Origin of the sequence: uncultured Kriegella sp. (assembly GCF_963975415.1) — a bacterium.
GTDB lineage: Bacteria > Bacteroidota > Bacteroidia > Flavobacteriales > Flavobacteriaceae > Kriegella.
Genome location: NZ_CAXBGN010000002.1, coordinates 434,948 through 457,966 on the forward strand (window position 1 = coordinate 434,948; position 23,019 = coordinate 457,966).

Consider the following 23,019-nt stretch of genomic DNA (forward strand, 5'->3'; position numbering starts at 1 on the left):
AAATAAGGAATGTTTCGGCCATCTGAAACCCAATGGCACTATAAGCAGGTGTCAATAAAGCTATAGGGGGCTTGGTGAAAACATCCTTCTTGCAGAATTTTGGTTTTAATTCCTTTTAGTTCTTTATTTTTGGCGCTTAATCCCTTTGAATGAAAACCCTATTTGCTTTTACATTTTCACTCCTTACTTTTTCGCTATTATCTCAGGATCCGGCCAAAACGGACAGTATTACACAGCTTGATGAAGTTATTTTGTTGGATGCCCTAAAAACTAAAAATGCCACGGGCATCACCGCTTCCGAAGTCATTGGTGCAAAAACATTCCAGAATTATAGTCCTGTAGATATGGTTTCGGCCATCAATCAAGTCTCAGGTGTTTATATTCTTTCAGGTGCCCTGAACACAAATCGCATTACTATTCGGGGAATCGGGGCTCGAACACTTTTCGGAACCGATAAACTTCGGTTGTATTATAACGATATTCCCGTAACCAATGGCTCCGGATTTTCAACCATTGAGGCATACGACCTAGAGAATCTAAGTCAAGTGGAAGTAATCAAAGGGCCTAAAAGCACGGCATTTGGCGCTAACCTCGGAGGGGCCATTATACTGAACCCTAAAGAGGCCCTAGGCCGATCCACGAACATTTCGAACAATTTGACCGTTGGTTCGTTCGGACTCCTTAAAAACAACCTGTCATTTAACCATTATGATGGCAAATTACGCTTGGGGCTGCAATATGGACATATGGAGACTGATGGGTACCGCGACAACAGTAATTTTGAAAGAGACGGCCTATTGTTAAATGCCGCCTATCAGATTGACGAAAAGAATAGTATAAGTTTGCTCGTCAACCATATAGACTATACCGCTCAGATACCGAGTTCGTTAGGTGCAACTGCATTTTCCGAAGACCCAAAACAGGCGGCCTTTACATGGAGCTCGGCCAAAGGGTACGAAGCCAATAATTATTCGCTCGTTGGTTTGAACTATACCCATGTTTTTAACAAAAAGCTTAAAAACTCAACCAGTATTTTCTATACCTATCTCGACCATTATGAACCAAGACCTTTCGGCATTCTCGATGAATTCACCAACGGCTACGGTTTCCGTACCCGATTTACAGGTAATTTTGACAAAGGAGAATACACTTTTGGGAGCGAACTGTACAAAGACGAATACAGTTGGGACGAATATGAAAATTTATACGAGGAAAATGAGGGGCAGGGCAGTTTACAGGGTGAAAGATTTGCAGAGAACAAAGAGTTTAGAAGTCAATGGAACGCCTTTGGCACCGCACTTTATAGATTGACCGAAGCTTTTTCGGCGCAGATCGGACTTAATATCAACAAAACGGACTATGATTTTCAGGATCTTTTTAATTCGGGAACGGCAAATAAAAGTGCGGACCGCAGCTTTAAGGCAATTGTGCTGCCCAGTCTCGACCTGAACTATCGTTTTTCAGATGACCAACAGGTGTACGCCAATATCAGCAGAGGCTTTTCAAACCCGAGTCTCGAAGAGACTTTGACCCCTGATGGGGTTATCAACCCCGATATTGACCAAGAAACTGGTATGAACTATGAATTGGGCACACACTTATTTCTACACGATAAAAGATTTTACCTTAATCTCGCCCTTTATCAAATGGACATTAAAAATCTTTTGGTCGCACAGCGTGTCGGTGATGATCAATTTATCGGGAAAAATGCGGGTAAAACCCGGCATCGCGGTTTAGAAATTACGATGAACTACCGCTGGGACCTCAGCCCACAAATTCAAATCACTCCCTTTATCAACTACACGCTCAGCGACCACGAATTCATAGAATTTATTGATGGGGACAATGATTTTTCTGGAAACCCCCTTACGGGTGTGCCAAAACAACGCCGAACTGCTGGACTTCAAATGCAGTTCTTCCGTGATTTTTATTGGAATATCGTACACCAACACGTCAGCGAAATACCATTGACCGACGCAAACACGTTGGAAAGCGACCCCTTTACTGTTTTTACTACACGCTTGGGGTACCGCAAAAAGCTCTCTGAACGATTTACCGTAGGAATGGATCTGGGGATCAACAATGTATTTGATAAGGTCTACGCCCGATCGGTACTGATCAACACCCAAGGTTTTGGCGGTAGTGAACCCCGATATTATTACCCCGGCGATGCCCGAAATTTCTATGGAAGTTTACGGTTGGGCTATCACTTGTAGCATTCAAAAAATTGCAATCATAAATAAACACCATGAACCGTATACAATATATAGAACATGAAATCTCTGAATTAAGAAGTCAATTGCAAAATCATGGACTTTATGATAGTTTAAAAGATATAAACGACATAAAACTCTTTATGGAAAACCATGTTTTCGCCGTCTGGGATTTTATGTCACTATTAAAGTTCTTACAACTAAAGCTCACAAGCGTAGAAATACCATGGATTCCGAAGAACAACCCGACACTTTCTAGATTTATTAATGAGATTGTTCTGGGGGAAGAAAGCGATATTAATGAGTTAGAGGAACCTAAGAGTCATTTTGAAATGTATTTGGATGCAATGTCCCAAGTAGGTGCAAACACCAATAAAATAAATAAGTTTATAACACTGATAGAATCCGGGAAATCGGTCAACGATTCTTTCAATGAAATTGAAATTGATGAAAGAGTCGTCAACTTTGTTAAATTCTCATTTTCAATCATTGAAACAGAGAAGCCTCATTTAGTGGCTTCAGCATTTACATTTGGAAGAGAAGATGTTATTCCCGACATGTTTATCGAAATTCTAAAAAATGCCGATTCTAAAAATGAACTTTATAACAAACTCACTTATTATCTTCAACGCCATATCGAACTTGACGGAGATGAACATGGCCCCCTATCCCTTCAAATGATTTCAGAATTATGCGGAATCGATGATCTAAAATGGAATGAGACATTGGTCATTGCAAAACAATCTCTAGAAAGACGAATTTCTCTTTGGGATGCAATTCAGGATTTAATTGAAAAAGAAAAATCTTAATATTAAGCAATAAAGTTGTTGCGTTAATTTCATTATTTGTAACCAATGGCGTCCAGTTCTAAAAATTAACCACCATCAGGCCATGGCACCATATTATTGATTACAGTCATCGAAGTGACAAGGCAGGAAAAAGTAGTAAGGGATGGCGTATTTCCCGTGCAAATAGATCAAAACGATGCTAGGTTTGGTTTAATCCCTACGGACACAAGATTCGAAAAAGACCACATTCATAATGTTGTTATGGAAAGCAACTACTAAACTAAAACATTCAACTTTAAACGCCTTTTTTCAAAAAAATAGTGTTCTTACTTTTTACAAAAGGAAATATTAAAATTATCTCAGTAGCTGACTACTCCATCTTCATCAACCACGACTTCATATCTACTTCTTTGGCAATAATGCCCTTCAATTCGGTAATGGCCACACGCTGTTGCTCCATGCTATCGCGATGGCGAATGGTAACTGTTTGGTCTTCCAAAGTTTGATGATCGACCGTAATACAGAAAGGCGTTCCGTTCGCATCTTGGCGGCGGTACCGTCGGCCCACAGCATCTTTTTCATCATACGTGACGTTAAAGTCCCATTTGAGGTCATCAATAATCTGCCGTGCCACTTCGGGCAGTCCGTCTTTTTTAACTAAAGGCAGTACGGCGGCCTTGGTAGGGGCCAAGACGGCAGGGAGCCGAAGTACAGTTCGGGTAGTGCCGTTTTCCAGCTCTTCTTCTTGCAAGGCATGCGAGAAGACCGCCAAGAACATACGGTCTAGTCCGATAGAAGTTTCGACCACATAAGGCACATAACTCTCTCGTGTGTCGTTATCGAAAAATTGTAGTTTTTTACCTGAGAATTTTTCGTGTGCACCCAAATCAAAATCGGTACGGGAATGTATGCCTTCCAATTCTTTAAAACCAAAAGGAAATCGGAATTCAATATCTGCCGCGGCGTCGGCATAGTGTGCCAATTTCTCATGGTCGTGAAAACGGTAGTTCTCTTCGCCCAACCCTAATGACAAGTGCCATTTCATACGGGTTTCCTTCCATTTTTCGTACCATTCTTGCTGTGTACCCGGCTTTATAAAAAACTGCATTTCCATCTGTTCGAATTCCCGCATTCGGAAAATAAACTGACGCGCTACAATTTCATTCCGAAAAGCTTTACCGGTCTGTGCAATTCCAAACGGAATTTTCATACGACCCGTTTTCTGAACATTCAAGAAGTTTACGAAAATTCCCTGAGCAGTTTCGGGGCGCAGATAAAGATCCATCGCACTTTCAGCAGAGGCTCCCAATTTGGTACCGAACATCAGATTGAACTGCTTTACATCGGTCCAATTTTTTGACCCCGACATGGGACAAGCAATTTCCAACTCTTCGATCAAACGTTTGACATCGGCCAAATCTTCTTTTTCCAACGATTTTCCCAAGCGTTTTAAAATCGAAGTAGCTCTTTCTTGATATTCCACGACCCGTGGGTTCGTACTTAAAAATTGGGTTTTATCGAAAGAATCGCCAAAGCGTTTTGCGGCTTTATTGACTTCCTTTTCTATTTTGCCTTCGATCTTGGCGACATAATCTTCGACCAACACATCGGCACGATAGCGTTTTTTTGAATCTTTATTATCGATTAAAGGATCACTGAAGGCATCAACGTGGCCCGAAGCTTTCCATGTAGTCGGGTGCATAAAAATAGCGGCATCGATACCGACAATATTCTCGTTTAACTGCACCATCGCCTTCCACCAGTATTCCCTGATATTCTTTTTTAATTCCGCACCGTTTTGTGCATAATCGTAAACAGCACTTAGGCCGTCGTAAATTTCGCTTGATTGGAACACATAGCCGTATTCCTTAGCATGGGATATCACCTTTTTAAAATCGTCTTCTTGCTTTGCCATTCGGCAAAAATAGAATATTACCCTAAAATGAAATAATTTATTTTAGTTGAAATTCAGTATTGGTCAGTAAACGCTCATCTTCAAAGATATTCAAGGTGTAAATACCTTCTTTTAAAGAGCCCTCAGGAATTGTGATAAAATCGCATACTATAAAATCTTCACTGTTCAGCAACAGTTTGATTCGTTTGCTATACACATTGCCATTAACCGTAATGGTGTTGGCATTATCTTCTATGACCCGCATATCTGGACCCAGAAATTGAAAATAGATAATTCTTTCCTCATTAATGGCCTCCGAATCTGCCACAACGGTAACGCACCCTCGTAATTTTTGGATGATTGATGCTTTATTTGTTCGTATGGGCTTTCCACTTCGCTCTCTAAACCCACCGCCCTCAGAATTGCGAAGTTGCAGGTAGTTCTTTATTTTAGGCTCTTCATTCAGCTCTTTAATTTTCTCTTTCTGCTGCTGATCGGCTTCGGCCAATGAGTTGCTAGCACTTTCTAATTCTTCTATTTTCCGTTTGCTTTCGGCATACTTTTCAGAAAGCACCATATTATTATAACGCAGAAAGTTATTTTTAAGCTTGAGGCTATCATTTTTGGCTTCCAGCCGACGTAGTTCGCTTTTGAATTCTCGTAGTCGCTCGACAGTAAAGTTCAATCTACCCACCGAATCGAGTAATTGCTGAACCCGAAATTTTGAAGACTCCAGCTCAATTTCATTAACCTCATCAAGCGCAGAAAGCCGGTCAACATCGGCCTTCATCAAATTAATATCTTTGATGAGCAAATCTTTTTCTTCGTTCAGAAAATCCATTTTCGCCTGTGACTGGGCGTAACTATAGAAAAAAGCTATAAGTATGCCGATAATAACGGCAACCAACATAGCGAAGATTATTTTGGAATTGAATTTCTTATCTTGACCGTCCATTAAAAATGTTAGGGTTAAGCAGGTTTTTTATGTTCGATTCGGTTAAAATAGCGATATCAAAGATACTAAATGATATCAACACGGTTTTAGTGCCACGACTATGTTTTGGATGTAATGTCCATTTAAATAGAGGAGAACACCTTATATGTACGTTTTGTCGAAACGAAATACCGCTTACCGAATATAGTTTTAACGTCGAAAACCCTGTTGACCGTATTTTTTATGGTCGAATTAATATAAAAAAAGCGAGTTCATTCCTGTTTTTCGAGGAAAACAGCATTGTACAGCAGCTTATTCACTACCTTAAATATAAAAATCAGGAAAAAATTGGCGCATTTTTGGGTGATTGGTACGGTCAATTGTTAAAAGAAGAACATGGTATAAGTTTTATAGACACCGTAGTACCCGTGCCGCTACATAAAAAGAAGCTAAGGAAAAGAGGGTACAATCAAGTTGCCCAATTTGGGCAACGTATAGCACATCACTTGAATGCTGAATACGTCGACAATATCCTGCTGAAAACTGCAAATACCAAGACACAGACAAAAAAAGGGAGACTTGGCAGATGGTATGGAAACACCTCTCTTTACACCTTATCTGACCGAACTTTCTTGGAGAATAAACGGGTATTGCTGGTCGATGACGTAATCACTACGGGAGCGACCATGGAAATCTGCGCAAGGGCCTTGCAAGAAACAACAGGTATTATAATTTACATAGCAAGTATAGCAATAGTGCCACTGCGCTATAAATGAGGCTCCCCAAATATTGTTCATTTTACCAAAATAGTTGTTACTTTGCCCCTATATTCAAAGCAATGTTACGACGTATTTTGGCTTCTATATTTGTATTCTTTGTGGTTGCGGCACTCTGGCAATGTGCACGACGAGGTAACCCCACTGGTGGCCCAAAAGACCTTGACCCCCCGGTACTGGTTAAGGCTGAACCAGAAAACATGAGTGTCAATTTTAAAGCGAAAAAAATTCGACTGTATTTCGACGAGTTTATAAAACTTAAAGACATTCAAGATCAGCTCATTGTTTCCCCTCCCCTGAAATACACTCCAGACATTACACCGCAAGGCAGTGCCAGCAAATACCTTGAGATAAAGTTTAAAGACACGCTTAAGGAAAACACCACGTACACCCTAAATTTCGGTCAGAGCATTACCGATAATAACGAGGGTAACCCGTTTAGCTTTTTCACCTATGTATTCTCTACAGGAGATTATTTAGATTCACTCAAAGTGCAGGGTGCGGTGAAAGATGCGTTCAACAAAAAGGCCGAGGAATTTATTAGCGTGATGCTTTATGAAATAGATTCGGCCTATACCGACAGTACGGTATATCAAAAACCGCCTTACTATATTACCAATACGTTAGATAGTGCGGTCATATTTACCTTAGACCACTTGAAAGCCGGTAAATATGCGCTTTTTGGAATAAAAGACATTGCCAAAAATAATGTTTTTGATCAAAATACCGATAAAATAGCCTTCGTTAGTGATACGATTTCCATTCCAACCGATTCTACCTATTTATTGAATTTATTCAAAGAGATACCCGATTACAGTGTGGCCGTACCGACTTTTGCAGCAAAGAACAGGATAATCTTTGGCTATTATGGAGAGGGCGATTCTATACTGATCGAACCCTTAAATTCACTACCGGATAGCGTTAAGACCAAAGTGCTTAAAGAACGGCATAAAGACACCCTAAACTATTGGTTTACACCCACGGATCTTGATTCTATTATTTTTACGGTCACCAATGAAAAGCTAAAGGTCATTGATACATTTACCGTCAAATCAAGAAAGGTAGACACCGATTCATTGCAGCTCAACCCGAGCCAAACGGGATCGCTAAATTTTGAAGACCCTTTTTATATTACCGCCAATACCCCGATTACGGCCATCGATACTACAAGGATAACATTGATGGACAAAGATTCGACCCAAATCTATTTTACTTCTGATCTAGATACTTTACAAAACAAAATAGATTTTGACTTTGAAGTAGAGCCCAATCAAAATTATCAGATGGGGTTGTTACCTGGTGCGATTACTAATTTTTTTGGGGAAACCAACGATACTTTGAATTTAAATCTGGCTACCAAAAGCTTTGCTGATTACGGCAACCTGAGTTTTAATGTTGTTACTGACAGCTTATCATACCCCCTGTTGGTTCAATTGACCGACGAAAAAGGGGAGATTAAAAGGGAAATTTTTGCCGAAGAACCCAAAGTATTTGAATTCAACCACCTACAACCCTCAAAATACTTGATTCGTATTATCTTCGATGTAAACGGTAATAAAAAATGGGACACAGGAAGTTATCTTAAAAGAATTCAGCCAGAAAAGGTTAGTTATTACCCTGAAGTCATAGATGTTCGTGCCAATTGGGAAATGCCAGTAACCTTTACCCTTTTAAAGTAAATTTATCCATATCATCCAAGAACTTTAGTGCACTTCTTAGTTCTTGTGTATGCCCTTTATTTAAAGTGGTGCAGATTACCTCTTCTTTTTCAGAAAAAAGCAATTGGTTTCCCAGTGCGTCATATGCCGCCGAATGCCCTGAATAGACAAAACCCGTATCATCTACCCCTACACGATTTACGCCAATACAATATGACATATTTTCAATAGCTCGTGCTTTTAAGAGGGTATCCCAAGCATCAACTCTACGTTTTGGCCAATTGGCTACATAAATGAGGACGTCATAATTCTCCACGTTTCTCGACCACACCGGAAATCGAAGGTCATAACAGATCATAGGGCAAATTTTAAAACCCTTATAATTAACTATCAACTTATTACTTCCGGCACTATATACCTGATCCTCCCCTGCCAGGGTAAACGTATGCCGCTTATCGTAATGAGACACGTTTCCACTCGGCTCAACAAAAAATAACCGATTGGTATAATTCCCATTTTCAAAAAAAACAGCACTACCCGTGATTGCCATATTCTTTTTCGCAGCAAATTCTTGCATCCAAGCTACCGTTTTCTTTCCTTCGAAAGCATCAATGTTTTTCGGGTTCATCGTAAACCCAGTGGTAAACATTTCGGGTAAAACAACAAGATCTACATCAAGAGAAATAGCTTCTATAATTTCAGAAAAATGACTTCTATTCTTTTCTGGATTTTCCCAAACCAGTTCAGATTGCACTAGTGCTATTTTAAGACGTTCTTCCATTGCTAAAAAATTTAATCAAAATGAACCTCGTGGTCATCTTCCACGGCCATTTTGAATAGTTGCCGCAACTGTGATTCCAAGATTCGGTCTTCAGATAAATCGGGTAGATTGTCGATAGCAAAGAATGACGCGCCCAGCATGTCAAAACCTGGTTGTAGCTCACCTCCGATTTGCACACATAGAAAAATCAATTTATAAATATAATAGGGCTCCGGCGGATGAGGGTGGCATTTTTTATCATAAACGGCCAGCAATCGCACTACTCGTGACTGTAGTCCTGTTTCTTCCTTAATTTCCTTCACCACTACCTCGGAAGGAGAATAACCGACATCGGCCCATCCTCCAGGAATTGTCCACTTCCCATCGACACTTTCTCTAGCCAACAAAATCTGGTTCGCATCGTTTAAAACAAACCCACGAACGTCGACTTTAGCCGTAGGGTAGTCGGTCACGGGCATAAAGAAATTTTTCAATGTTTTTAGGGGTCGCTCCATAACCGCCCCCAATAATTCCAAACCAATTTCCCTTATCTCTTCGTAACGCTCGCGATTATACTCATCTTCCGCATAAACCAAACCGGTGTCGGCCAAAGCCTTAATACGCTTTATCAGTTCTAAATTTCTAGTCTCCTCCATTTATACACTATAGACCTTCCAACAATCTAATCAACGATGGTTCTCCTTGCATTTTGGCATGATCCAAAGCCGTATTACCCCTAGCGTCGGCTACCGATGCATCGGCCCCGGAAGAAATTAGCAGCTTTGCGATTTCCTCCCGATTAAAAGTGGCCGCATAAATCAAACAGGTTGCTCCCATCGCGTTCTTTTCGTTCACATTGGCCCCTTTCTCTATCAACTTTTCAGCAATATCGGTATACCCCTTGAAACAGACCCCCATCAATGCCGTATTGCCCGATTCATCCTTCACATCGATTTTGGCCCCTTGCTCGAGTAAAAGCTCTGCGATTTCCAACTCATCGTAGTACGTTGCTAAAATAAGCGGTGTTGAACCTCGTTGGTCTTTACTGTCACGCAAAAGTGGATTTTTAGCTAACATTGCCCTAACCTCCTTGAGGTTTCCATTGCGTATTTCATTGAAAAATACTTCGTTCATAGTTAATCGGAATTATTGGATTTTTTCCGGTTTTGAATATCCCCTTGTATGCTATAAAAGTAAGTAAAAGCTGCACAATATGCATCTTTTTCATCATGTTTATAAGCTATTTCCCTTATAGCATTTTCTAATTTCTTTATCTTCTTCCCAAAGAGCAGTTTCCTATGAACCCGCGAACTTCTTAATGGAAAAGCAATCGATAATCCCATAACGCAAAGCACTTTAATGGTTTTTTAAAAGTAGAAGCCTAAAGACTTTCATCGGCAAAGTATTTCCCCTTCACCACTTTTATCAGTATGCAGGTCAAATTTTGACCATACAATCTTTTGCTATATAAAAGGAAGTCATTTATCCGACAATTTTTGGGTTATTTCTTACGTTACCTATAATAATCGTATTTTGCGACTAACTAAACACCCACCGTATTGCGTACTTTATCTGTTCATTCCTTTATTGAGGATGCACCATCCTCAATCTTTATTCTAGATGAAAGGCTGTGTTTTATCAGTCATTCCAAACCTTGGTTAAAAGAATTTCAAATCTCAGATAAGAACATAATTGGTAAATCATATTATGATGTTCTTCCTGAAACCCCATTGGCCCTTAAAAAAGTCCATCAAGAATGTCTTCAAGGTAAAACAAGCACCAATGAAGGCACCAAATTCACGCAGGCCAATGGAAAAGTACAATGGCTTAAGTGGAGAATAAATCCTTGGAAAACGGAAGACGGAAAGGTTGGGGGCCTGGTAATTGCCCAAGAGGATATAACTTTACAAAAACGCAGGGAAGAAATTTTTTTAAAAGCCCAAAAGGTTGCCAAAATAGGAGGCTGGGAACTTGACTTGATCACCAATGATATATTTTGGACGGACACAACAAAAGAGATTCATGAAGTTCCTTCCGACTTTCAAGCCAATCTAGAAAATGCCATAACCTTCTATAAAGCTGGTGAACATCGTAACCGTATTACCGAACTGGTGAATGAGGCTTTGGCAAAAGGAACCCCTTGGGACACAGAACTGATCATCATCACTGCAAGAGGAAAAGAGCGATGGGTACATGCCAAAGGAGAAACCGAAATGCACCATGGCAAATGTGTTCGAATTTTTGGAACTTTTCAAGATATCGACGAAAAAAAGAAAGCAGAAGTTAAATACCAGGCGGTTGCCGAACGTCTAAAAATTGCAACAAAAGCGGCTCAAATCGGCATATGGGAATTAAACCTTAATAAAGGCAAACTCATCTGGGATGACATTATGCTCGATTTGCATGGGGTTTCCAAGAAACATTTTTCGGCCAATTCTGATTCTTGGGCTCGTACGGTGCACCCCGATGACCTCGAACAGGCAGAAATGCAGGTTAATGAGGCCATTAAAGGCCAGAAAGAACTCAAGACGGAATATCGGGTAATCTGGCCCGACGGAACAACCCGTAATCTTATAGGAATGGGAAAAACCATTAAGGATTTCAATGGCACACCCATAAAAATGGTCGGTGCCAATTGGGATATCACGGAACTAAAAACCACCCAATTACAACTCATAAGAAGTAGGGAATCATTTCTTGGGGCCTTTGAAAATTCAACACTGGGAATGGCCATAATTAGTTTAGATGGAAAATGGACCCAGGTAAATGATAGTATATGTAAAATTTTGGGTTATGAAAACCACGAACTTCTAAAGCTCACTTTTCAAGATGTAACCCACCCGGAAGATTTACAAAGTGATTTAGATTTATTACATGAATTAGTTTCGGGAAAACGTGACAGCTATCAAATTGATAAACGATATTTTCATAAAAAGGGACATATTGTGTATGTTGTTCTAACCGTAACGGGAGTAAAAGACATCAACGGAAAGCTATCTTATTTTATTTCCCAAATTATGGACATCACCGCTCGCATAGAAGATGAACATAAGTTGACCCAATTGGTCAAAGTTACTGAAAAACAGAATACGAGTCTCTTGAACTTTGCTCATATCGTTTCACACAATCTTAGGTCGCATTCGAGTAATTTATCAATGTTGACCGGCTTTCTGAAAAGGGAAACGAACGAAAACGAGCGAGGCAACCTAACGACAATGCTAGATGCTGCTTCAGAAAGTTTGGACGAGACCGTCATGCATTTAAATGAGGTAGTACAGGTAAAGTCGGGAGCCTTGAACAAATTAAAAAATGTCAATCTCTACAAAACCATAATCAATGTAGAAAAAAACTTAAGTGGTTTGTTGCAAGACAAAAAAGCAACGTGTATTATAGATGTTCCCAAGCATATCACGGTTAAAGGTATACCCGCCTACTTAGACAGCATTTTTCTCAATCTATTCACCAACAGCATTAAATACAGCGCTGTCGACCGCCCCCCTAAATTAACGATTAAAGTCATTCAAAAAGATGACTACAGGGTTATCGTTACTTTCGCTGACAACGGCTTAGGCATAAACCTGAAGAGGCATGGAAAAAAACTATTCGGTATGTACAAAACATTTCATCGCAACAAAGATGCCAAGGGCATAGGCCTATTCATAACGAAAAACCAAATTGAAGCCATGAATGGAAGTATAACAGTGGATAGTACGGTAAACGTAGGAACAGAATTCACCTTAATTTTTGATAAATAAACACCAAAACAAAAAATGAAAAGAATTGAAAGCACCTGTATCATCGATGATGACCCCATTTTTGTTTACGGAACAAAAAGAGTCATGAGAGAAGTGGACTTCTGCAACGAAATTATGGTCTTTGAGAATGGTCAAGATGCCATCGACGCACTCACAGAAATGGTAGAGCAACATAAAGAGTTGCCTGAAATTATTTTCGTAGACCTAAACATGCCCATAATGAACGGGTGGGAGTTTCTAGAAGATTTTGTCAAGATACCTAATAAAAGCAGGGAAGAGGTTACCGTTTATATCATAAGTTCTTCTGTCGATCCTAGAGATTTAGAGCGCATAAAAAGTTACAAAGTGGTAAACAACTATATTTTAAAACCTATTTCCACGAACGACTTGGAAGAAATACTGAATAACTTAAAATAGCTGTTCTGATTACTTCTTCCTAAATGAACCTGCAAATACAGTTATGAAAAAAGTAAAAACTGTTTGTATCATAGACGACGATGAAATAGCCATATTTTGTCTAAAAAAATCAATGAAACAGATAGCATATTGTGACAACCTAGTTATTTTCAACGATGGAATAACCGCACTCAAACATTTCAAACGGCTTGCCAAAAACAAAGAAAAATCACCCTCGATTATTTTTCTTGATATCAATATGCCCGAAATGAGCGGTTGGCATTTTTTAAAAGAGCTAATAAAGATTCCCGGAAACGAAGCTGGCAAAGACGGTATATATGTCATGTCTTCATCTCTAGATATTGCCGATATCTCAAAAGTGCACAACAACAGTCTTGCCACAAGATTCTTACCCAAACCAGTAAATTCTACCCTGTTACTCGATATACTTTGAACCATAAATTTGGTCTCAATTTTCTATAGATAATAGAACCATCATTGCTTTGCCCTCCCATATCAATGTCGCCCTCCGGGTGTAAAATCATTCGGGGCATTCTGAGGCTGATTAATGGTTCCGAAATCACCAGTATCATTATAAATTGTCCATTCGCTAGCTGAATAATTGGGACTTCCCTCCATAACCTCCGGATTGCGATACGCCCTACCATCTTCAAATTCATGATCGGTACCAGAACCATCTTCACCAATAATACCAAAAACATCGATGACAACGCCGAAAGGGTCGACAAGTTCAAAGTTATCATCTCCATTAGAATCGGCCGGACCACCCGTTCCAACTCCTAAATCTGGGGCAAAACCATATACTATTTCAAACTCCGTAGCATTGGGAGAAATAACAAGCGTGCTTTGCGCTTCAATAATATACTCAGACAAATCAATTGTTGAACTGATTTCGGTGCTTGCATTAGTATAGCGTTGTAATGTCCATCCTTTTAAACTAAGTGATTCTGAATTTGAATTATAGAGTTCAACAAAACGAGCGCCCGCATTATTATCAGGGTCGGCCAGTTCTGAAATAAAAATAGCGGTCGATGTAAATTCATCGATAACATCGTCACATCTTTCTCGCGAAAAATCAAAATCATTTAAGTCGCGTACCGCTAATTGGTACTTATCATTTTCCCTTAGTAGCACAGCCGTAACACTTCCACTGCCCTCTGGTAAAACTTCAGCGCTAAAATCAGCAAAGCCACTGTTCAGCAATACAATTTCGTTATCATTACAATCAATAAGTGTTCGCTCGGTTTCTTCTCCCTGCAAAGCAAAGGGCAACCCTAATTCTTCTTCAAGAATTTCAACCCTGTCAAGCCGTACAAGGGTGTTGGTTTGATTTTTATCTAAACTGTCAATTGAAACGTGAGTCGGTACAATATTTTCCACATCATCACAGGACCTAAAAATATGTTCGCCAACTATTGACGCCGGCAATCTTCCTACCGATACATTTCCGAAGGAAGTAAAGACCCCGCCAATTTTATAAACATCCTTGGTTTTACCTAAATACAGTCCCTTGAGTTTTATGAAAACCTTACTGCCTATAGGATAAAACAAATGTGAATCTCGAACATCGATTTCAATCTGAAAACCTTCCGTTGGTGCAAAAGGGCTATCTTGAAAATGTAGTAAACTAAAAAAGTTCCCCACTTCATCGGAAGACACTACATAACCTTCAATGGTGAGATCTTCCTGAATTTGCAGCGTTTCGTTCACATACAATCCCTTTACCTCGGCATAAGTGCTATTGACAATAACCTCCGCATCACAAGTGCTTTTGGGCATATCGAAATCTCGGTTATTTACACATGCAAGAAGTAGCCACAAACTCAAGAAGCTTGCTATTTTAATATGCTTCTTTATGAATGGCCTTTTTACTTCTATAAATTTTCGCATACCATTTGATAATTTGCTGTTTTCTACACTAGAAACTAAAGGCTACATTCAAGAAATAGGTTCTGCCGTAACCATACCAATATTTGGGTGCAAAAGAGGGGCTACCGCTTAGGTTATCTTGCTTCAATTGCCCGAAATTCCCGTTTCTACTCTGTTCATAACCGCCCGTTTTAAAGACGGCATCAAACACATTGTTGACACTTGCAAAAATGCTGATATATTTACCCTTCTTTAACCAAGATTTTCCTCCTACTAGATTTAGTAAATAAAAATCATCCAGTTCATTTTGTTCTAATAATTTATTTACATTTTCTACTGTAGCATCAGAAAAAGGAGCTCCGGTTTCAGGATTCAAATAAAAACTTGATGTTCTTGTAATCGTTGAAATGGCTGCGTAATTGTTTCCCAAATGATTGGCCGTAACGGCCAACCACCAGTATTTTGGATCGCGATACTCGACACCAAATGCAAAAGCCATCTGAGGTCCTTGTGCCAAATTATAATCTTTGATATTGGCCGGACCCAAGTCAATAAATCCATCAGGATTTATCAAATCTTCTTCTGAGCCCGCGGTGTCGAAGTTGATGGAAACATTTGGATAACTCGCATAACGATATTTCCCCAAGGCACCAACAAATGAAAGTTTGACTGCCGATGATAATTGATACTCCAAACCAACTTCGACTCCCATATGCAGCTTATCTAAGTCTGTGAGCACCTCTTGAACAAAATCAGACCCTACACCGGCATCTACAAAGAAGAAATTGATATCTGTCATATTTTGAAAACGGGTATAAAAACTCGTGAAACGCCCCGTCAACTTGGGTAAACGAAGAAAATAATTCAAATCAACCGTCGATACCGTCTCACTCTGTAAATCGGGAACGATTCGGTTATTTTCCCTCGGATTAATAAATACATTTTGAAGTACGGGAGCCTGTGTCAGAAGAGCGCCCTGGAACGTAAGCCAATGTCTTCCCGTAAGCTTATAGGTAAATCCGCCTTTGGTTCCATAGTTTGTAAATTTGACTTTATCACTTTTACCAAATGAATCGTCAAGAAATCGCTCATTCTGAAACAGACCATCACGTTGGTAACCTGACGTTCCGTAGGTTGCCGATAAAAAGGCATTCCAGTTCACTTCTTCGTAGCGAAATTGGGTAAAGGCCAAAAATCGAAAAGCATCTATTTCGTACCGATAATTGAAAATATCACCTTCTTCTTTACGGACTTCGCCTTGCACATCATTCAACGTTTGGGAAAACGGGTCGGAATCTTCATGAAATTGTGCACCCAACAAATCTTGAATCTCGGCATTATTATTTGATTGTAATTTTTTATACATCACTCCAAAATCCGTTTGTAATTTTGAGTTCACATTCCAATTCCCTGTGGTGTTCGCCGTAAATTGACGGTCTTGTACCACATCGTCGTAATGAACATAAGCAGCCTTTTCCCTACTATTCGCCACATAAAGTTTTGGCCAATCCATTTGCGGATTTTGCAAAAACCCCATTTTAGCAAGATTGGCACTAGGAAAATTGGCGCCAATGGGACTGTTGATAGAAAAGCTAGGCAAATAACGATAATAGGTCGCATCAGGATTGGGTGCGTTATAGTACCCTAGGCGACTTCTGGCATTGGTACCAAACTGGTATGCGGCGCCCGTGTTCAAACTGAATTTTTCAGATTCGTAAAAGTAATTGAGCATCAGAATAGGCTCTGCTATTTTTCGCTCTCGGGAATTTCTAATTTTACCGTTCTGAAATCCCCAATACGGATTATACCGTTTACCCAGCAACTCGAAAACCTCTTCGGTAACGGCCGACGAACGCCCTCGGCGATTGCTAGCAAACATACCGGTAAAATTAAAACTGTTCTTTTTGTTAATTTGATATTCCAAAGCACTAAAGAAAGAATATGCATCATATAGAGTTCCGTCGACATAACCCTCTTTGGCCCATCTTCTAGAGCCAGAAAAAGAATAATATAAACCTTTGTCAGGAACGTTCGAAGTATATGTAGCCATCAACCTTCCCGTGTAGGTTCTATTTGAGGCTGATGACGATAGACGCGTGCCGGTACGGAACTTTGATGGCCTGGTATCAATATTGGTGTTGCCCAAGATGCCTCCAAAGGTGAAATCGGAAGGAAGTAGCCCGCTTGTGAATTGCTGATTTCTTGTTACATCGTTAAGTCCGCCCCAATTATTCCATTGTGGACGGCCGTCGAACATCTTGTTCATGGAAATGCCATTGACAAGTACTTCTCCATTTTGTGAATCATAACCACGAACACGAAAGAATGCTTGACCAAAATCAAACGCAGCCCGGCTTAAAAAGACATCGCGTGTGGCCCTTAAAAGTCCCGCTGTGTTGGAGTCCACTTCATCATCAAGCAATTCAGTATCGGTCAATGTTATTAGATTGTCTGTTTGCTCTATGGTCAAGTCTTTTTCCAAAAAAATTGTGCCAATATCTACTGCGAAACCTTCGAGTTCCACTGGAATTCGTTTTAACTCATATTCAATGCCGGTAATGTTCAAAATCACTACACCGGACAAATCTACCTTTAAAGTAAAAGCTCCTGAGTCGTTAGATTTAACCGAAAAAGATGATCCTTCGATAGAAATTGTAGAATTATCGATCGGGTCTTTTGTACGATTGTCAACAACATAACCCGATATGACATAATTCTCTTGAGCCGACAAAAAATAGAATGGTAAAATCAAGAAAATACATAAAACTAAAAGTCTCATTTCCAACATCTAACAAAGATTCTTACAATAAATATATCAATATTTTGTAAGAATTTACGTTATTTACACTTCCATTAGACGTTTAGCATCAATGCAGACCTTGAGAATCACAATACTATTAGTTATTCTTACGCCACTGGGAACGGTTGCACAAGACTCACGCCAATACCAAATTCGAACTATTGCGTTTTACAATGTGGAAAATTTGTTCGACACAGTGAATGATTCGCTTACGTTCGACGATGATAGAACTCCAACTGGAAAAGACCTTTGGACAAAAGAAAGGTATTGGCATAAAGTAGCTCATATTGCAAAAGTAATTTCAGAAATCGGCTCCAACATTTCTACAACCTCTCCCGATATTGTGGGGCTTTGCGAAGTCGAAAATCGACAAGTGCTTGAAGATCTGATACATCACCCAAAACTTGAACGTAAAAATTATGGTATTGTCCATTTCGATTCTCCCGATGAGCGAGGAATAGATGTGGCCTTATTGTATAAAAAAACCACATTCTTACCTATCTCATCCGCCAGCCATAGGCTACTTTTGATAGATAATAATGATAAGCGGGATTATACTCGTGACCAGCTTATCGTCGAAGGTCTCCTAGATGATGAAGAAATACATATCATCGTCAATCATTGGCCTTCTCGAAGCGGGGGAGAAGCACGTAGCCAACCAAATCGCATTGCAGCTGCCAAGCTTAACAAGCACATTATCGACTCGGTTCAGCGAATCAATACTTTGGCCAAAATCATCAGTATGGGAGATTTAAACGATGATCCTATTGATGGTAGTCTTAAAAAGATTTTGAAAACGAAAGGCAAGCAAAAAAACTTAGAAGCAGGAGGTTTGTTCAACCCCATGGAAAAACTCTTTAAAAAAGGAACAGGCTCTTTGGCCTATCGTGACAAATGGAACTTATTCGACCAAATTTTCTTTACCAACTATTTTATCAATTCCGAAAAAAACAGCTATTCGTATTGGAAAGCGGGGGTTTTTAACAAACCCTATTTGATAACAAAAAAGGGGCAATATAAAGGCTATCCGTATCGCACTTATTCTGGCGGAAATTATACCGGAGGGTATAGTGACCATTTTCCGGTATATATCTATTTGATAAAAGAAAAACTCCCCGTTGATCAATTTACCAATGGGGAGTAATGCCTTTAAGGTCAATATTATTCAAGCTACAATTGCTTGAGCTTGATTTTACGCCATTTTACTTTGATACCACCACCATCGTGAATTTGTAGTGCGACAGAGCCTTCACCCTGACCTATTTTCTCATCGGTAATGTCGACCATTTCGGTTCCGTTCAGCCAAGAAGTCAATTGATCACCTTTAACGCGAATTTTCATTTTATTCCATTCCCCCATTTTTAGGGCCTTGTCTTTTTCAGGGTCTGGCTTTATCAACCAACCCCGGCCATAAGATTCGTAAACCCCGCCCGTATTATGCCCCGGGGGAGCAACTTCTACCTGCCAGCCACTTACTTTTGTACCATCAACGGTAGATCGTATAAAAACACCACTGTTGCCATTGGCTTCCTGCTTGAATTCAAGGGTAAGTTCAAAATCTTTATAGTGGTCGTTGGTTCCTAAATAACCATACGCTTTATCCGGGCCGCTCTCACAGATTAACAATCCGTCTTCAACATACCACTTTTCAGTGCCATAGATTGTCCATCCATCTAAATTCTCTCCATTAAAAAGCTTTTTTTTCTGTGCGAAAGTCAGTGTTGAAAAGAGGATTGTAACTAGTAGGAGTATTTTTTTCATTCGAAATATATTTAAGTATTTAATTATTGTTTTATATAAGATGTGTTATTCAAATTTATTAGTTCCTTTAAACGTGGAGATAGCATCAATTGAACCACTGCCCCCACGGTATTCGGCTCAAAATCAATACCAGCCCCAGACCATAGAAAATGGCGATACTTTTAAATTTCTTTTTCCCTTCGATAAACTTCTTGTGACGCGACCAACCTATTGTGATAAGCGTTACGCCAATAATATTTATAAATGGATGTTCAACTGCCAATAATCGAGCAGGTGCGTTTAATCCGCCCATACCAAGCGCCTGAATCGCCTGAAGTCCACTTGGGGAAACAAAAAACAAAATCAACCCGACAAGAAGCATCAAATGGGTCAAAATCAAGGCAAAAAGACTTAGTCGAAAATCTTTTTCAGGTGTAAACATTTTATTGGTGGCAAGGCCAGAAATGGCATTGCCCACTGCCAAAAAAAGAATGGCCAATACGATATAAGCCAAATAGGAATGAAGGGTAAGTATAACTTCGTACATATCTTAGGTTTTAAGCGTCTAAATGTAGCAATTTTTGGCCACAAAAAAACCCTGCGAATCGGCAGGGTTTTCATTTTTTATAAAGCTATGCCTAGAAACTATACCGTAGACTTAAGTTCCATGTTCTACCAAAACCAAAAAATGCTTTATTACTGGTTGCGATACCTTCATAGGTAGTATCTCCACTCCCAGGAAAAGTATTGGTCAACGATTCTGCCAAATACTCGGTATTGAATACGTTGTTTACATTAAGTGCCAACCCTATTGCATTTTCACCTCCAAATTTAAATGTATAATAAGCACCCGCATCGAATAAATTATAGGTGGGCAATCTTAATGAACCTTGGTGGTTTGGTTCATCAAAATCTTCTGCCAAAATATCGGCATACAATTTAGCGGCAGTGAACCAGTTTGCGCTCAATTTCAAGCTCTCGACCGGTCTGATAACCATTTCCAAATTTGAGGTAAACTGGGCGGCATTACCGACTTTTACACCATCTAGGTATAGATTGACATCGTCATCGATAACATTTTGACTGTCATCAAAGGCAACACCACTTACATTTCCGGCATACTCCCAATCACCAAGGGAAATCATCCCTTTAAATTGTACCACTTCAGAGGCCCTATAGTCTGCCTCGATTTCAACACCTTTGTGTACTTGCTCGACGCCTGAAATATTGGCAAACCCTTCATCTCCCGTCGTAGTTTCGACTTCAACGTTGATAAACCGATCTTTCCAAGAAGTTCTATAAACGTTTAACTTCGCTCTAAAATCTCCCAGATTAAGACCATACCCTGCCTCTAAACCAAAAATCTTTTCATTTCTATAATCTGGATTCAGATCATTTACAAAGTTCAGGAATATCGCATCAAAATTAGGTTGTTTCGAATAATAACCCCCGTTTACAAAAACGTTGTTTTCTTCGTTAATGTTTACGTTCAATCCTCCTTTAATGTTTCCTCCCAAAATATTTTCCCAGTCGGTTTCTTGCTCGGGGTCGGAATCTAAATAGTTGAAATAATCAATTCTTTTAAAGCCCTGTTGTGATATTCCGCCTTGGACAAATGCCGAAACGACTTCCGTTTTGTACTCCATTTGACCAAAGGCACCATACCACCTAACCAATCCATCGTTGTAATAATCGATTTTCTCTTCTTTGTCTATGTCTTTGAATACATTTAAAATCGATGAAAAATCAGACGCCACGGTAGCATTTTGACGCACAATGTGTTCAGGGTCGTTAACATCATTGGTATCTAAATAACCATCGGCTCCCAATAAATTATCTACTCTTCTGTAGTGAATTCCTTTGTAACTTCTTAAATCAACCCCTAAGTCATAGCTGAATTTTTCATTGATATCGGTATGTAGGTTGGCAATTAGCCCGAACCAGTTATGTGAGTTCATAGAAGCCCTTCGGGTCAAGCCATCGCCAAAATCCGTTGTCAAATATTCGCCATCGCTATTGGGCGACAATTGGTAGTCCCTGCCATCATAAAAAGTAACCGCTTCACCGCCATTGAACCTTGAAATCAAATCGTAGTCTACCTGACCGTTTTCAGGGTTTCTATATCGGCTTGAGCTGGCAAAACCGAAACCAGGGCCCGAACCGATGTCTCCCGTACCGCCACCTCTACCAAAAGAGGCATATGCCGAAGTCGCCAATGTCGACTTCTCGCTCATTTTCCATTCCCAAGTCAGGGAGGTTATGGGTTTGTGGTAAAAATTACTTCTCCAACCAAATTCCTCCCCATTTAAAAAGCCATGGTTATAATTGTATTTATCGCCATACTCTAAGTAATCTTCAACAGTCGCAACGTTAAAGAAACTGGTCGTTCTTTGATCGTGTACTTGTGGTGCTCCTGTAAGTATAAACTGAAAGCTATGCTTTTCGTTGGGCTCATACCCCAATCCTATAAAATAATTGTACCCCTCAAACTGGGTTCCGTCAATGTAACCATCACCTGCCGTTCTACCTAATAAGACCGAAGCCGCAAAACCACTGTCTGATTTCCCCGTGTTGTAGGCTACATTGGTTTTAAGATATCCATCATTTCCCATTCCAACAGTTACGGCACCGCCTTGAGATTGTTCAGTAGTTTTAGTTATGATATTAATTGTACCTCCAACGGAAGAAATGGCCAATTTGGAAGACCCCAACCCCCTTTGAACCTGCATACCCGTAGTAACATCGCTAAGACCTGCCCAGTTACTCCAGTAGACAAAACCGTTCTCCATATCATTAACAGGAATACCGTTGACCATAATTGCAATATTCGGGGATTCAAAACCACGAACATTGACCCGACCATCTCCAAAACCACCTCCGGACTTCGTAGCATAAACGGATGGTGTTGATTTTAAAATTTCAGGAAATTCCTGCGAACCCAGTTTTTCCCTAATTTCAGTAGCCCTAATCGTAGATACTGCAACGGGAGTTTCGCGATCTTTAGCGATATCCATAATACCTGTTACAACAACACCTTCCAATTCTTCGGCATCGGGTGCCAACGTAATGGTTCCAATAGCGCCAACAGTCGTATAATTTACCTTTTTGGTAACAAATCCAATATAGGATACCAACAAGGTTCCGGTATTTTTAGACACCTCGATCACAAAGTTTCCGTCAAAATCGGTAGTCGTACCATTTGTCGTACCTTGAACGACCACATTTGCCCCGGGTAGTGGCTCGCCAAGCTCGGCATCGGTAACTGTACCCGTAATTGTTCCTTGTGAAAAAGCAGTGGCAGCAACACAAAGTGCAACCATTGCGAAGTAAATTTTCTTCATCCTTTTTGAGTTTATAGTTTCTTAAATTGTTGCAAATGTGTTGCATTTATAACACATTTAGATTAAGACAACGT

At 39.9% G+C, this 23,019-nt stretch carries 18 protein-coding genes; 8 read left to right on the plus strand and 10 right to left on the minus strand.

The window, feature by feature from the left end; all coding sequences use genetic code 11:
- Positions 1 to 149 precede the first annotated feature (149 nt).
- Positions 150 to 2,216, plus strand: a complete 2,067-nt coding sequence (locus tag AACZ88_RS05750; RefSeq protein WP_339707504.1) for a TonB-dependent receptor — start codon at positions 150 to 152, stop codon at positions 2,214 to 2,216.
- A 32-nt stretch (positions 2,217 to 2,248) separates the two neighbouring features.
- On the plus strand, positions 2,249 to 3,022 hold the full coding sequence (locus AACZ88_RS05755) for a DUF3050 domain-containing protein (protein WP_339707505.1): 774 nt from the start codon (positions 2,249 to 2,251) through the stop codon (positions 3,020 to 3,022).
- A gap of 349 nt (positions 3,023 to 3,371) precedes the next feature.
- Here the strand turns inward: AACZ88_RS05755 and AACZ88_RS05760 are convergent, their stop codons facing one another.
- Together AACZ88_RS05760 and AACZ88_RS05765 are read right to left on the minus strand one after the other, a co-directional pair.
- A complete protein-coding gene (locus tag AACZ88_RS05760) occupies positions 3,372 to 4,916 on the minus strand; it encodes a glycine--tRNA ligase (protein ID WP_339707507.1) in 1,545 nt (514 codons plus the stop codon).
- 37 nt (positions 4,917 to 4,953) lie between these two features.
- The gene (locus AACZ88_RS05765; RefSeq protein ID WP_339707509.1) at positions 4,954 to 5,850 is read right to left on the minus strand and encodes a hypothetical protein; all 897 of its coding nucleotides are present in this window, start codon (positions 5,848 to 5,850) and stop codon (positions 4,954 to 4,956) included.
- 29 nt (positions 5,851 to 5,879) lie between these two features.
- On the opposite strand from AACZ88_RS05765, the gene AACZ88_RS05770 reads away from it, so the two are divergent.
- Both AACZ88_RS05770 and AACZ88_RS05775 read left to right on the plus strand, forming a co-directional pair.
- The gene (locus tag AACZ88_RS05770) at positions 5,880 to 6,605 is read left to right on the plus strand and encodes a phosphoribosyltransferase family protein (RefSeq protein WP_339707512.1); all 726 of its coding nucleotides are present in this window, start codon (positions 5,880 to 5,882) and stop codon (positions 6,603 to 6,605) included.
- Positions 6,606 to 6,667: 62 nt separating this feature from the next.
- Positions 6,668 to 8,284: an Ig-like domain-containing protein gene (locus AACZ88_RS05775; RefSeq protein WP_339707514.1), complete on the plus strand. Its 1,617-nt coding sequence runs from the start codon at positions 6,668 to 6,670 to the stop codon at positions 8,282 to 8,284.
- On the opposite strand, the gene AACZ88_RS05780 is transcribed toward AACZ88_RS05775, so the two are convergent.
- Genes AACZ88_RS05780 through AACZ88_RS05790 form a run of 3 tightly spaced genes read right to left on the minus strand, consistent with a single transcriptional unit; the run spans position 8,268 to position 10,157 of the window.
- On the minus strand, positions 8,268 to 9,044 hold the full coding sequence (locus tag AACZ88_RS05780; protein ID WP_339707517.1) for an amidohydrolase: 777 nt from the start codon (positions 9,042 to 9,044) through the stop codon (positions 8,268 to 8,270). The two genes, AACZ88_RS05775 and AACZ88_RS05780, sit on opposite strands and share 17 nt — an antisense overlap.
- Positions 9,045 to 9,055: 11 nt before the next feature.
- On the minus strand, positions 9,056 to 9,679 hold the full coding sequence (locus AACZ88_RS05785) for an NUDIX hydrolase (RefSeq protein ID WP_339707520.1): 624 nt from the start codon (positions 9,677 to 9,679) through the stop codon (positions 9,056 to 9,058).
- Positions 9,680 to 9,686: 7 nt separating this feature from the next.
- Complete coding sequence (locus tag AACZ88_RS05790; protein WP_339707523.1) at positions 9,687 to 10,157, minus strand: ankyrin repeat domain-containing protein; 471 nt, start codon at positions 10,155 to 10,157, stop codon at positions 9,687 to 9,689.
- Positions 10,158 to 10,582: 425 nt separating this feature from the next.
- Here AACZ88_RS05790 and AACZ88_RS05795 point away from each other — a divergent pair, with 425 nt between their 5' ends.
- Genes AACZ88_RS05795 through AACZ88_RS05805 form a run of 3 tightly spaced genes read left to right on the plus strand, consistent with a single transcriptional unit; the run spans position 10,583 to position 13,628 of the window.
- On the plus strand, positions 10,583 to 12,778 hold the full coding sequence (locus AACZ88_RS05795; protein ID WP_339707526.1) for a PAS domain-containing protein: 2,196 nt from the start codon (positions 10,583 to 10,585) through the stop codon (positions 12,776 to 12,778).
- A gap of 15 nt (positions 12,779 to 12,793) precedes the next feature.
- Entirely contained in the window at positions 12,794 to 13,195 is a 402-nt protein-coding gene (locus AACZ88_RS05800) for a response regulator (protein ID WP_339707529.1), read from the plus strand.
- Between the two features lie 43 nt (positions 13,196 to 13,238).
- Positions 13,239 to 13,628 (plus strand): response regulator, encoded by a 390-nt coding sequence (locus tag AACZ88_RS05805; RefSeq protein WP_339707531.1) that lies wholly within the window; start codon positions 13,239 to 13,241, stop codon positions 13,626 to 13,628.
- 62 nt (positions 13,629 to 13,690) lie between these two features.
- Here AACZ88_RS05805 and AACZ88_RS05810 read toward each other — a convergent pair whose 3' ends face one another.
- On the minus strand, positions 13,691 to 14,974 hold the full coding sequence (locus tag AACZ88_RS05810) for a DUF5689 domain-containing protein (RefSeq protein WP_339707534.1): 1,284 nt from the start codon (positions 14,972 to 14,974) through the stop codon (positions 13,691 to 13,693).
- A gap of 139 nt (positions 14,975 to 15,113) precedes the next feature.
- Positions 15,114 to 17,843, minus strand: coding sequence for a TonB-dependent receptor (locus AACZ88_RS05815; RefSeq protein ID WP_339707537.1), 2,730 nt, complete (start codon positions 17,841 to 17,843; stop codon positions 15,114 to 15,116).
- 91 nt (positions 17,844 to 17,934) lie between these two features.
- Between AACZ88_RS05815 and AACZ88_RS05820 the strand changes: the two genes are divergently transcribed.
- On the plus strand, positions 17,935 to 19,008 hold the full coding sequence (locus tag AACZ88_RS05820) for an endonuclease/exonuclease/phosphatase family protein (RefSeq protein WP_339707539.1): 1,074 nt from the start codon (positions 17,935 to 17,937) through the stop codon (positions 19,006 to 19,008).
- Positions 19,009 to 19,034: 26 nt separating this feature from the next.
- Here AACZ88_RS05820 and AACZ88_RS05825 read toward each other — a convergent pair whose 3' ends face one another.
- From AACZ88_RS05825 to AACZ88_RS05835, 3 genes are all read right to left on the minus strand, one after another.
- The gene (locus AACZ88_RS05825; protein WP_339707542.1) at positions 19,035 to 19,625 is read right to left on the minus strand and encodes a DUF1080 domain-containing protein; all 591 of its coding nucleotides are present in this window, start codon (positions 19,623 to 19,625) and stop codon (positions 19,035 to 19,037) included.
- Positions 19,626 to 19,710: 85 nt separating this feature from the next.
- Entirely contained in the window at positions 19,711 to 20,151 is a 441-nt protein-coding gene (locus AACZ88_RS05830) for a hypothetical protein (protein ID WP_339707545.1), read from the minus strand.
- Between the two features lie 91 nt (positions 20,152 to 20,242).
- Positions 20,243 to 22,945 carry a TonB-dependent receptor gene (locus AACZ88_RS05835; RefSeq protein WP_339707548.1) on the minus strand — a complete coding sequence of 901 codons (2,703 nt, stop codon included), beginning with the start codon at positions 22,943 to 22,945 and terminating at the stop codon, positions 20,243 to 20,245.
- Positions 22,946 to 23,019: the final 74 nt, after the last annotated feature.